Raw genomic sequence first — 12,511 nt, forward strand, 5'->3', positions numbered from 1 at the left:
TTACTTTACTATTTTAGTATTATCAGCTAATTCCTTAGCCTTTTCAGTTTGTAATTCGTCAACTTGTTTAGCTGTTTCCGTTGCTGGTTGCTCCTCTTCATCACCTCCTGTTAACATACCACCAAAACTCAAAAACCCAATACCCATTAAACCTGTAATGATAAAGGTAATTCCTAATCCTCTTAAAGGTGCTGGCACATTACTATATCTAATTTTTTCACGAATAGCAGCAATTGCTAAAATGGCTAAAAACCATCCTATTCCTGAAGATATACCGTAGTTAAAGGCTAAACCTAAAGTTTCAATTTCACGAGATTGCATAAATAACGAACCACCTAAAATGGCACAGTTTACAGCAATAAGTGGTAAAAAGATACCTAAAGAGTTATATAGTGATGGAGAAAACTTCTCTACTACAATCTCTACTAATTGTACCATAGTTGCAATAGTAGCGATAAACATGATGAACGAAAGAAAACTTAAATCGTAATCTACATATTCTTCACCTAACCACTTTAAAGCTCCTGGTTGTAATAAATACTGATCTAATAACCAGTTTAATGGTACTGTAATTGCTAATACAAATATAACTGCAGCTCCTAAACCAACGGCAGTTGCTACCTTTTTAGATACGGCTAAGTATGAGCACATTCCAAGGAATACTGCAAATACCATGTTATCTATAAAAATCGATTTAAAAAATAATTCTATATGTTCCATATATATTTAAGTTTTCAGTCTCAGTCCCAGTTTACAGTTAATACTGCCTACTCCGACTCTAAACTGCATACTAATTAATCTTCTATTAATGCTTTATTTCTACTACGTTGAACCCAGATAATTAATCCTACTACTATAAGAGCCATAGGAGGCATTAACATAAATCCATTGTTTTCGTAACCAATGGCGTAAACACCTGTTTTCTCGATAGGATCTCCAAGTACAGGAATACCAAATAAAGTCCCTGAACCTAATAACTCTCTAAAGAAACCAACAATTATAAGTATAACTGCATATCCTAAAGCGTTACCAATACCATCTAAGAAGGATTTCCATGGGCCATTAGCCAAAGCAAAAGCCTCAAAACGTCCCATAATAATACAGTTCGTAATAATTAAACCAACAAATACAGAAAGTGTTTTACTCAATTCATAAGCAAATGCTTTTAGTACCTGATCTACTACAATTACTAAAGCAGCAACTACAATTAGTTGAACAATAATTCTAATTTTTGATGGAATGATATTTCTCATTAAAGAGATTACAACATTACCTACACTTAATACAAATAACACAGCAATTCCCATTACTAGAGAAGCTTTAAGCTCTGCAGTAATTGCTAATGCAGAACAAATACCTAATACTTGAATAGTAATAGGGTTGTTATCTGCTAACGGGTCTGTTATTAACTTCGCATCTTTTTTTGAAAGTAGTCCCATATTATTTTAAAGTTTTAAAGTAAGGTAAATACAATTTTAAATCTTTCTTGATCATGGCAGAAACACCATCACCAGTAATAGTTGCTCCAGCTAAGGCATCAACTTCATAATCGTCTTTTATTTCATTTTTAGGATCATTATTACCTTTAGCAACCGAGATACCTTTAAATACTCCAGCTTCAGTTAATAAACGTTCTCCATAAAAATCGTCCATAAAATAACGTTGTTTTATGTTTGCTCCTAAACCTGGAGTTTCACCTGCGTGATCAAAAAACGTACCTTGAACAACCATATCTTTATCTAGAGCAACATACCCCCAAATAGCATCCCAAAGTCCTTTACCTCGAATTGGTGTTATGTAAAATGTTTTACCATCTTTTTCACCAACAAATAAAGGTAAACGTCTTGTTCCGCCGTTTTTAGCTTTTGCTTGTTCCTTTTTTATATCAATTAAGTAAGCTTTATCATCTTCCGTCGCAACACCGTTTTCAATAACTAATTGTTTTGTGATGTATTTAGAAAATTGCTCTGCTACTTTATCTGTTCCAACAAAAGCGATATCGCCAGTGCCTTCATTTTCATTAACGCCCATAGCATACAGAATATTCTGTTGCTTTTCCATACGTTTATTCTCGTCAATATTAGGTCTTAACGATGATGCCGTAAACGCTAATAATGAACCTACAACTAATACCATTGCAACAGCAAAGATTATAGTATATGAGTTTTTATCTGTATTAACTGCCATAATTATGCTGTTTTAACTTTTACACGTTTCATTCTTTTCTTCACGTTACCTTGTACCACGTAGTGATCGATAGTTGGTGCAAACACATTCATTAATAGAATAGCTAACATAACACCTTCTGGATACGCTGGGTTGAATACACGAATCATAATTGAAATAAATCCTACCAAGAAACCGTAAATCCATTTTCCTTTATTAGTTTGTGAAGCCGTTACCGGATCGGTAGCCATAAACACGGTACCAAAAGCAAAACCACCAATTATTAAGTGTTCCCAGAATGGTGCACTCATTAATCCGTAAAAATTACTACTTTCTGTTATCCATCCTGAAGCTACAACTTGATTAAAGATTAATCCCATTACAATAGCACCAATTACAGATGATAACATAATTCTCCAGCTTCCTATTTTAGAAAACACTAAAAATAAACCACCAAGTATAATAAGTAATGTTGATGTTTCTCCTACTGAGCCCGGAATAAAGCCTAAGAACATATCGGCAGTAGAGTAAGCAACCTCTTTACTTTGAGCTAAAGCACCTAAAATAGTTTCGCCAGAAATAGCATCTAGGTTTTGACCAGCAGCAATGGCTTGATCTCTTTCAACAGCACCATGAACCCACACTTTATCACCACTCATCCAAGTTGGATAAGCAAAGAATAAAAAGGCTCTAATAGTTAAAGCAGGATTAAGAATATTCATTCCTGTACCTCCAAAAACTTCTTTACCAATAACAACACCAAATACAACTGCAACAGCTAACATCCATAATGGAATATCAATTGGTACAATAAGAGGTACTAACATTCCTGTTACTAAATACCCTTCTTCTACTTCGTGTTTATTAATAATTGCGAAAATAAATTCGATAAGTAAACCAACACCGTATGATACAATTACTAATGGAATGATTTTCCAGAAACCAACCATAAAATTATCTAATGTCCAAAACTCTGCACTAAAAAGACCTCCTGTTACAGATTGAATTTCGCCCAAAGCTAAGTGATGCTGATATCCCGCATTGAACATACCAAACAATAAACATGGCACCATAGCCATAATTACCGTGTTCATGGTACGCTTTAAATCATCGGCTGCCTTAATATGAGTACCATTATGTGTGGTCTCGTTTGGCAAGTATAGAAACGTATGAAGCGCATTAAAGGCAGGAGCCATTTTTTTACTTCTATACTTTCTTTTTAATATGTGTAATTTATTTTTTAAACTCATTACCCTATCTCTTTATTCATTAAGTCTAAACCTTCGCGTATAATTTTTTGATGTGGTTGTTTAGACACACATACAAACTCAGTTAAAGCAAAATCTTCAGGTGCAACTTCGTACATTCCTAAAGCTTCCATTTCATCTAAATCTTGATACATACAAGCCTTTAATATTTGCATAGGAAAGATATCCAAAGGAAAAACCTCTTCGTAAGTTCCTGTAGTTACAAAAGCTCTATGCTCACCATTTGTATTGGTGTTTAGGTCATACTTTTTCTTTGGGCTTAACCAAGAAAACGTTAATGCTCTAGAGGTAGACACTTTATTAAACACTGGCTTATTCCATCCAAATAACTCATAATCATCACCTTCAGGAATTACAGAAACCACATTACTGTAAAAATCTAAATTACCATCAGGACGAATTTGCTTTCCAGATAAAACATTACCAGAAATAATACGATCATTACCACCTTTAGATACGCCTTTATCGTAAATTAAAGTTGCAATTTCGCTACCAGCAAGTGTTTTAAAGTATCTTGGTTTCTCCACTGAAGATCCTACTAAAGCTACAATACGCTCAGCATTAAATTTTCCAGTTAAAAGTAACTCACCTATAATAACTAGGTCTTGTGCGTTAACCGTCCAAACTACTTCTCCTTTATTAACAGGATCTATTTTATTAATTTGAGTACCAACATTACCAGATGGGTGTGGTCCAGAAACCTTATGTAACGTAACACCGTTTAATCCTGCTAATGGCGAATTTGCATTCTTACCAACAGATACGTGTACTTTACCTTCGGTTAATTTTCCTAAAGCAGAAACAGCAGCTTGCAATTCGGCTTCTTTACCTTTTAAAGTAAAGTCCAAATCGGCAGCTAAAGGTGCACTTGCATAACCAGAAATAAATATCGCTTTTGGCGATCTTTCAGGATTAGCAATAACATCATACGGTCGTTGCTTTACAAATGGCCAACAACCAGCAGCAAGCAAATGAGCTTTAACAGCTTCCGGTTTTGCGGCATCCACGTTAAACACTCCATAGTCTTCAAAAGCTTGTGCTTTATCGGCTTGAATCTTAATGGCATCGATACGCCTTTTTGGTCCACGAACCACCTCAACTACTTTACCTGAAACTGGCGATAAAAATTTTATTGCTTCTTCAGATTTATCGAAAAACAAGACACCTCCAGCCTTAACTGTAGTCCCTTCTTTTGCAACAAGTTTTGGTATTACGCCGTGAAAATCTTCTGGCCTTATGGTGCAGTAGTTACTAATAACTGCTTGTTCAACAGTTTTTTCAGCTTCACCAACAAGTTTAATGTCCAGACCTTTTTTGATACGAATGTCGTTTGACATATTTATTTTATTGAAATTAGTTGTCTAAAAATCGGTGCAAAAATACGAATAAATAGCGAATTTGATAAGCAAATTGAGTCTTGAATGTTATTTATATTTATTCTAAATAAAAGATATATCTTAGGCACAAAATTTGCTTATATTTACACAAAACACGCAGAATGTCTTTCAAGTTTACCTTATTATTCCTTTATTTTATTACTGCTGGATCACTTTACAGTCAAGTAGAAGAAGTGAATCCGCCAGAACACATAAAGTCTATTACTTTTAAAAGTAGCAGTAGCGATTTGGGCGAACTTCCTGTAATCGAACTAGGAAACACATTTAACTTAGAGTTTGATGCCTTGGCAGACGACGAACCCGATTTTTACTATAAAATTGAACATTTTGATTACAACTGGAAACCCTCTGTCCTTATAAAATCTGAATTCATGCTCGGGTTTGATAATTTTAGAATTCAAGATTATACCAACTCGTTTAATACCTTTCAAATGTATTCGCATTACAAGTTGTCCATTCCTAACGAGCAAACTAAGCAACTAAAAGTTTCGGGTAACTACATGATTTCAATTTACGACTCTTATAATGAGTTGGTATTTTCAAGAAAATTCATGATTTACGAAAACATGGTTACACCAGGAATAGCCATTAAAAGATCTAGAGATATTAGCAATATAGAAACCACACAAACCGTAGATATTGAGATTGCTACAGGACCACAGGTTAATAACCCACAGCAAACAGTAAAAGCTTTAATTATTCAAAACAGCAATTTAAACACAGCTATTTCAAACCTAAAACCGCAATATACTTTGGGCAACACCTTAATATATCGTTACACCAAAGAAACTGCTTTTCCTGGAGGAAACGAATATTTATTTGTAGAAACTAAAGATGTTAGAGCCGCCACAAACCGCATACAATCCATAGCCCTAGAAGACCTTTACCAATCCTATTTATTTACCGATGTTGCACGGGCCGATGTACCGTACACCTACAACCCAGATATTAATGGTAAATTTAAAATTGTAGCTATAGATAAGGACGATGTTTCCATTGAAGCCGATTACCTTGACCTACATTTTACTTTAAAGTACCCAGAAATGTATAATGGCGAGCACATCTACATTTATGGTAATTACAATAATTACGCGCTAGATGAAACTAATAAAATGACTTTTGACCCTGATAGAGAAATCTATAAAAAATCCATGAGACTAAAACAAGGTTTTTATAACTATAAATATGTAGTAGTAAATAAAGATGGTACATTAGATGAAGGCGCCATAAGTGGCAACTTTTGGCAAACCGAAAACAGCTATAAAGTATTGGTTTATTACAGAAATTTAGGTACCCGTTACGATCGTATTATAGGTTATAACGAGGTATCATCGACCAACATAACCAACTAAATCGCATAAAACACGCAAAATGCCGTTACTATTTTTAATAGCAATTGGTTATTTAACAAATTTTGATGTCTAAAATTGCATTTCATCTAATTTTTACATCAAACTCACTAAAATTTACATTAACCGCTTAATATTTATTATTTTAGCAACCGTTAACACTTTGCACACCAATGGTTCAACAAGTTACAAAAGGAATAAAAATTTCGGTCGAGACCACTTTCGAAGGTTCATTTTATAAAAACTATAAAATACAATACGCCTTTGGATACACGATTACAATCGAAAACCAGAGTAAAGACTCTGTGCAACTTTATGCACGCCATTGGGAAATTCTAGACGCATTAAACAACGTAGAGATTGTTTCTGGCGAAGGTGTTATTGGTAAAAAGCCAGTGTTAAAACCAGGCGAATCGCACACCTACTCCTCGGGTTGTTTGCTAACATCACCTTTTGGCGCTATGCAAGGTCATTATAGTATGGTAAACTTTACAACTACCCAAAAATTTAAAGTTACCATCCCAACATTTAAGTTAAGCGCACCTTTTGCTATAAACTAAAAAAGTATTGCAAATCACACTTTTGTGTAGTGTAGCAATCTCCAAAAAGATCCATATTTACAGCACTATATCATTTGGGCGTTACCACAAGGGTCGGGCTTTCCGCTATATCTTTTTTTTAAGGTTAAAGCGAGGAGTGAGTCACTTTGCTAACTATTTAATATTTAGCTTAAAGCTAACTAATTTTCTTAGTTTAAAAAAAAGGATGCCGCTTCAATCCCTAACGCGATAGTAACAAGAATAACAATATTGAACAGGAATTAGTTAAACCTTCCGTTTAAACCTATAAACAACATCACGCTGTTTCACCTGAAAAAATTTACAATTTGAATAATGAATAAATTCATAGTCTAAATTAACATCAAACGCATCATCTTCAACAGTAAAAACAGCATCACAATCTATATTACCATAAGGCGAAATTCGCCTAAATCGATATTCGCTATTAGTTCCTAAATCATGCAACTCAAACCAAGCACCAGCAGCAATACCAGATAACCATTGCGCCTTATCATGTAAACCATCAATATATCTTACCTCTTGCGTTCCTATCAAATTAACTTTATGATCTTTAAGTTTATCTAAAAAACACCGAATGTTTTCACTTTTTTGAGAGCCTTTAAACGCTGAAATCTCACCAGTTTCAGAAACCTTGTAAGGAGACGCTTCCGTATCAGCAAGCAGTACATTACCCACTGTACTTGGTGTAAACCATTTCGATTTTTCAAGACGATTCTTAATTTTAGCATCGGTTACCGAAGCTATTAAAGTATCTGTTACAAAACGTGCACAATTACAAGCATCTTTTATAAATGCTGCATACCGTATAAAATGCTTGTTTTGCATTTTGGTAATATGTGCTCTCGCCTTTTTATAATTAACAGCACGACAAACCGATGCAACCAACTTACCATCACCATGGGTAAGTTTAGGATGCGTTGCTAAAAACTCTAAAATAGCATCTAAATTATTTATTTGACCATCCCGATGGCTATCGGGATCAATATCGGCCTGTATAGGAAAGTGCAATTCATTATCGGTATCACTACCACGAACTCTACCATTAGGTTCTGGCGTAATGTAACGCCCAAAATCATGATATTCTAAAACACCTGTATCCTTATTAATTAAAACCAATGCGGCATGACCTGCACGTAGATAATTGGTTTTACCAACCCCAACATATTTTAAAAATGGAGAAAACCATTCTTCAGATACCATAACAATAGTATCCGGATAAGCCAATGTTATAATAATACCTGTATTATCCATTAACAACTTCGGGTAGATTGAAGGTTTTTGTAACTACTTTATTGTTCTCAATACTTTCATAACGCATACCAACACTATTTCCTTGTTTGTTTACTTGTGTAATACTTGTGGTTTTTACAAAACCACGATCCATAACTACACCGTAATCTAAATTGTTTTCATCTTTTTTACTGTGGAATGCTAACATTGCCTCGGCATTGAAGGCTTCAAGGTGTTCAAACCAAATTTGGCGTTCCTTTTGCATCCCTTCGGAATATAAGGTTGAAGACGACCAAATTCTAGACTCTATTGGTAATTCTACAAAGTGCTTGTATTTGCCATCCCAAACCAATTCGTAGAATTTTAAACCCGAATTCCAATCTACAATAACGACGGTAAATGGCTCAATATCTTCAAGATTATAAGCTTCAACGGTTGGCACAATAGTTTCACAAATCATAAAATCTTTAGCTACAATACCTCTACTTTTTCTGTAGTTAGCTTTCTTTTCGTGTATTTTAAAACCACCATTAAGTACGCACACCACACGATAATTTTCACTAACACCAATCCATGTGCCTCCTTTAATATCTTTTGGGAACAACAATGTCTTGCCTTCAATAGTATAAAAATCTGGAGTTAAGGATAATCTATCTGGTGCTTCGTCTCGATTAGACGTTAACACAAAATCATTTTTTCCTATTGGTAGTATTGTAACTGTACACATATAAAAACATAGTCTTAAAACACATTGGCAACTTACAAAAAATAAATAAAATTTAACTTGCATTTAAGAAGGCTTCCTTTTAATTAATCCTTTAAATATTCTTAAGTTTGTAATAGATTTACTGAAAATTCAATAACAAAAAATCAAATATCATGGGAAAAGGCTTTTTTAATGTGCCAGTTGCGGTTAATGAACCTGTAAAATCTTATGCTCCTGGATCGCCAGAGCGTGATGCAGTTCTAAAGGCTTACAAGGCAATGTTTAATAGTAAAGTTGATGTGCCTTTATATATTAACGGTAAAAACGTGGAGTCTGGAAACACTAGGACCATGTCGCCACCGCACGACCACAAGCATATTGTAGGCACGTACCACATAGCAGAACAAAAGCATATTGACGATGCCATTTCTACCGCTTTAGAAGCTAGAAAATCATGGTCGCTAATGCCTTGGGAACAACGCGCAGGAATCTTTTTAAAAGCTGCCGAATTAATTGCAGGACCTTACCGTGCTAAAATAAACGCAGCAACTATGATTGCGCAATCTAAAACCATACATCAAGCAGAAATAGATGCTGCCTGTGAGTTAATAGATTTCTTGCGTTTTAATGTTCAGTTTATGACTGACATTTATATGGAACAACCAGAAAGCACAAGCGATGCTTGGAACAGAGTTGAATACCGTCCGTTAGAAGGTTTCACCTATGCTGTTACACCATTTAACTTTACTGCTATTGCCGGAAACTTACCAGCATGTATGGCATTAATGGGTAATGTTGTAGTTTGGAAACCTAGTGACAGCCAAGTATATTCTGCTAAAGTTATTATGGATATTTTTGAAGAAGCAGGTGTGCCTCCAGGAGTAATAAACGTTGTTTTTGGAGATCCGGTAATGATTACCAATACTGTTATGGCTAGTCCAGATTTTTCAGGATTACACTTTACGGGTTCTACATTTATATTTAAAGAGCTTTGGAAACAAATAGGAAACAACATACATAACTATAAAACCTACCCACGTATTGTTGGTGAAACTGGAGGAAAAGATTTTATTGTTGCCCATAAATCGGCCAATGCAAAACAAGTAGCTACTGCAATTGTACGTGGAGCTTTCGAGTTTCAAGGTCAAAAATGTAGTGCGGCTTCAAGAGCTTATATTCCAAAAAGTTTATGGAACGTTGTTAAAGACTTCGTTATTGAAGATTTAAAGTCTTTAAAAATGGGATCGCCAGAAGATATGAGCAATTTTATTACTGCTGTTATCCATGAAGGTTCTTTTGATAAACTAGCAAAATATATTGATGGCGCTAAAGCCGATGCAGATGCCGAAATTATTGCTGGTGGTAATTATGATAAAAGCAAAGGATACTTTATTGAACCTACCGTCATTCTTGCCAAAGACCCAAAATACACAACCATGTGTACCGAACTTTTTGGACCTGTAATTACCATTTATGTTTATGAAGATGACGCTTACGCGGAAACCTTAAAACTAGTAGATGAAACTAGTGAATACGCCTTAACAGGTGCCATTATTTCGAAAGACAGATATGCAGTTACACAGGCTACTGAAGCTTTACAAAATGCCGCAGGAAACTTTTACATTAACGATAAACCAACAGGTGCCGTTGTAGGACAACAACCGTTTGGCGGAGCCAGAGCGTCTGGAACCAACGATAAAGCAGGTAGTGCACAAAACTTATTGCGTTGGGTATCGCCAAGAATGATAAAAGAAACTTTTGTTACACCAACGGATTACAGATATCCTTTTTTAGGTGAATAAAAACCTTAAAACAAGATATTTATAAATTTTAAAACCCTAAGCTTTGGCTTGGGGTTTTGTTTTTCTTACAAAAAAATAAATTATATTTACAGGATAACAACGATTAAAAAGTTGCTTTATTCTGAGTTGCTTTTGGGATATGAAATGGAGAAGTGATTTTGTAACGTGTTAGCCTTCATTAAGACCAACCATTAACCAAATGATAAAATTTTTTAGAAAAATTAGACAAAGATTGCTAACTGAAAACAAATTCAGTAAATATCTACTTTATGCCGTTGGAGAAATTGTGCTTGTTGTTATTGGGATATTAATAGCCTTACAGATTAATAATAACAATAAATATAACGAACAAAGAAGTTTAGAACAGGAATATCTATTGTCTCTAAAAACAGAATTTGAAACAAACCTGAATAAAATAAATGCCTCTATTCAAGAAAATGAACAACGAATAGAATCACTCGATAATCTATCTACCCTATTTAACAAAAACGTCCTTGACACGATAAGTAATCAGGCAATATCGCAAATGTTTGCCCCTGTTCTTGGTAGTCAATTAAGCTATTTACCTTCAACAGGAGTTTTAAATGACATAATTAGCTCAGGTAAGCTTAATATCATTTTGAATAAAAGCTTAAGGCAAAATATGGCATCCTTTGAAAGTTCATTAGATTTTTTAAACATTCAGCTAAATGAAGCAAATTTTTATGACGATAATTTACGCACTCTTTTATATAATAAGGGAAGTGTGCGAAACATTATAAGTGATATAGGATTTATGGATTTTGAAAACGAGTCGATTTCCGGAAAAGTAAATAACAAGCAGATGTTCAAATTAGTCGAATTTGAAAATTACCTGTTCGGTTATCGACTGTTGGCTAAAGCCACGAATGGACCAAAGTTATTTGGTCGCATAAAAGCGGAAATAGAAACCATACTAAAGTTAATTGAGCTAGAACTGAAGAAATAAAGAAACCACAAAATGGTTTATAATTAAAGGCTAATTCGAGCTTGCTTACAAAAATCCTAACAGATTTTCTATTCGGTTTTTATTTGCTAAATTTAGTACATAATAAATCATGTAACAAACCATACAACAACACGTTAGGCAAGCTAAAAAAGATGAAATTCGATAGTAAAAAAGACATATTATTCAGTTTAATAATTCTTGGAACTAATACTTTTCTGGTTGGAATCACAATAATTGGAATTGCAAAAGGTGAAATGGAAAAAGATGAGTATTGGACTTTAATTCTGATTTTGGCTGTTGTTGGACTCCTCTTTTGGCTGTATTTCGGAACTCATTATGAATTGAACAAGAAAAACGGTTTGATTTACAAAAGCGGACCGTTTAACGGAAAAATAAGCGTTGACCGAATAACAGAAATTGTAAAAGGAAAAACGCTTTGGGTTGGATTTAGACCTGCCACTTCAAGAAAAGGGCTGATTGTGAAATATGACAAGTACAACGAAATCTACATAAGCCCGAAAACAAATGAATCATTTATTGAAAAAATCTTAGAACTGAACGGACACATAAAAATTACGGAATAAGAAACTCACCAACAACTATGTTAAACCATTAACCCCTAGCTAAAAAACATGAATTATGAAGTATTTTAGTAAAGCCAGCTCATCTTCAAAAAACAATGGTTCCATACAAATTAAAGCATCGGAAATTGGTTTTGGAACAACACCGGAATCATCTAATACTTTACCAAATCCTGCAGAATTGTTTTTAGGTTCATTTTCATCATGTATTCTTAAAAATGTTGAACGTTTCTCTATTTTAATGAATTTTGAATACTCGCAAGCAGAAATAACAGTTAGCGCCACTCGCCTTGAAAAACCTCCAAGAATGGACGATATTGATTATGAATTAAAAATTTATAGTCAAGACCAAAATTTAAATATCAACTTACTTAAAAAGAATATTGAAAAGTTCGGGACCATATTTAATACAGTTAAGGCTTCCTGCTCTGTTAATGGTGATATTAAAAAAATACCAGAATAAA

The 12,511-nt window shown here is 34.2% G+C and carries 13 protein-coding genes; 6 read left to right on the top strand and 7 right to left on the bottom strand.

Translation table 11 applies throughout. The features are described from left to right. From nqrE to AAFN75_RS03175, 5 genes are all read right to left on the bottom strand, one after another. A complete protein-coding gene (gene nqrE / locus AAFN75_RS03155) occupies positions 1 to 720 on the bottom strand; it encodes an NADH:ubiquinone reductase (Na(+)-transporting) subunit E (RefSeq protein WP_144116760.1) in 720 nt (239 codons plus the stop codon). 74 nt (positions 721 to 794) lie between these two features. Then, positions 795 to 1,439, bottom strand: a complete 645-nt coding sequence (locus tag AAFN75_RS03160) for an NADH:ubiquinone reductase (Na(+)-transporting) subunit D (RefSeq protein WP_144116761.1) — start codon at positions 1,437 to 1,439, stop codon at positions 795 to 797. A gap of 1 nt (position 1,440) precedes the next feature. Further along, positions 1,441 to 2,187 carry a Na(+)-translocating NADH-quinone reductase subunit C gene (locus AAFN75_RS03165; RefSeq protein WP_411808192.1) on the bottom strand — a complete coding sequence of 249 codons (747 nt, stop codon included), beginning with the start codon at positions 2,185 to 2,187 and terminating at the stop codon, positions 1,441 to 1,443. 2 nt (positions 2,188 to 2,189) lie between these two features. Further along, positions 2,190 to 3,416 carry an NADH:ubiquinone reductase (Na(+)-transporting) subunit B gene (locus tag AAFN75_RS03170; RefSeq protein WP_411808193.1) on the bottom strand — a complete coding sequence of 409 codons (1,227 nt, stop codon included), beginning with the start codon at positions 3,414 to 3,416 and terminating at the stop codon, positions 2,190 to 2,192. After that, entirely contained in the window at positions 3,416 to 4,771 is a 1,356-nt protein-coding gene (locus AAFN75_RS03175) for a Na(+)-translocating NADH-quinone reductase subunit A (protein ID WP_411808194.1), read from the bottom strand. Before AAFN75_RS03175 ends, AAFN75_RS03170 begins: the two co-directional genes overlap by 1 nt. Positions 4,772 to 4,932: 161 nt before the next feature. On the opposite strand from AAFN75_RS03175, the gene AAFN75_RS03180 reads away from it, so the two are divergent. Together AAFN75_RS03180 and apaG are read left to right on the top strand one after the other, a co-directional pair. Continuing rightward, positions 4,933 to 6,183, top strand: a complete 1,251-nt coding sequence (locus tag AAFN75_RS03180; RefSeq protein WP_411808195.1) for a DUF5103 domain-containing protein — start codon at positions 4,933 to 4,935, stop codon at positions 6,181 to 6,183. A 170-nt stretch (positions 6,184 to 6,353) separates the two neighbouring features. Then, entirely contained in the window at positions 6,354 to 6,740 is a 387-nt protein-coding gene (gene apaG / locus AAFN75_RS03185; protein ID WP_411808196.1) for a Co2+/Mg2+ efflux protein ApaG, read from the top strand. A 264-nt stretch (positions 6,741 to 7,004) separates the two neighbouring features. On the opposite strand, the gene AAFN75_RS03190 is transcribed toward apaG, so the two are convergent. After that, entirely contained in the window at positions 7,005 to 8,012 is a 1,008-nt protein-coding gene (locus tag AAFN75_RS03190) for a DUF6695 family protein (RefSeq protein ID WP_411808197.1), read from the bottom strand. After that, positions 8,005 to 8,718: an NRDE family protein gene (locus AAFN75_RS03195; protein WP_411808198.1), complete on the bottom strand. Its 714-nt coding sequence runs from the start codon at positions 8,716 to 8,718 to the stop codon at positions 8,005 to 8,007. The genes AAFN75_RS03190 and AAFN75_RS03195 overlap by 8 nt, the downstream gene beginning before the upstream one ends. 152 nt (positions 8,719 to 8,870) lie before the next feature. On the opposite strand from AAFN75_RS03195, the gene pruA reads away from it, so the two are divergent. From pruA to AAFN75_RS03215, 4 genes are all read left to right on the top strand, one after another. Beyond that, a complete protein-coding gene (gene pruA / locus AAFN75_RS03200; RefSeq protein WP_411808199.1) occupies positions 8,871 to 10,499 on the top strand; it encodes an L-glutamate gamma-semialdehyde dehydrogenase in 1,629 nt (542 codons plus the stop codon). Between the two features lie 199 nt (positions 10,500 to 10,698). Further along, positions 10,699 to 11,466, top strand: coding sequence for a DUF6090 family protein (locus AAFN75_RS03205; RefSeq protein WP_411808200.1), 768 nt, complete (start codon positions 10,699 to 10,701; stop codon positions 11,464 to 11,466). Positions 11,467 to 11,618: 152 nt separating this feature from the next. Beyond that, on the top strand, positions 11,619 to 12,050 hold the full coding sequence (locus tag AAFN75_RS03210; RefSeq protein WP_411808201.1) for a PH domain-containing protein: 432 nt from the start codon (positions 11,619 to 11,621) through the stop codon (positions 12,048 to 12,050). Positions 12,051 to 12,105: 55 nt separating this feature from the next. After that, on the top strand, positions 12,106 to 12,510 hold the full coding sequence (locus AAFN75_RS03215; protein WP_411808202.1) for an OsmC family protein: 405 nt from the start codon (positions 12,106 to 12,108) through the stop codon (positions 12,508 to 12,510). Position 12,511 lies beyond the last annotated feature (1 nt).

The sequence above is a fragment of the Algibacter sp. AS12 genome (genome assembly GCF_046736315.1).
Lineage (GTDB): Bacteria > Bacteroidota > Bacteroidia > Flavobacteriales > Flavobacteriaceae > Algibacter_B > Algibacter_B amylolyticus.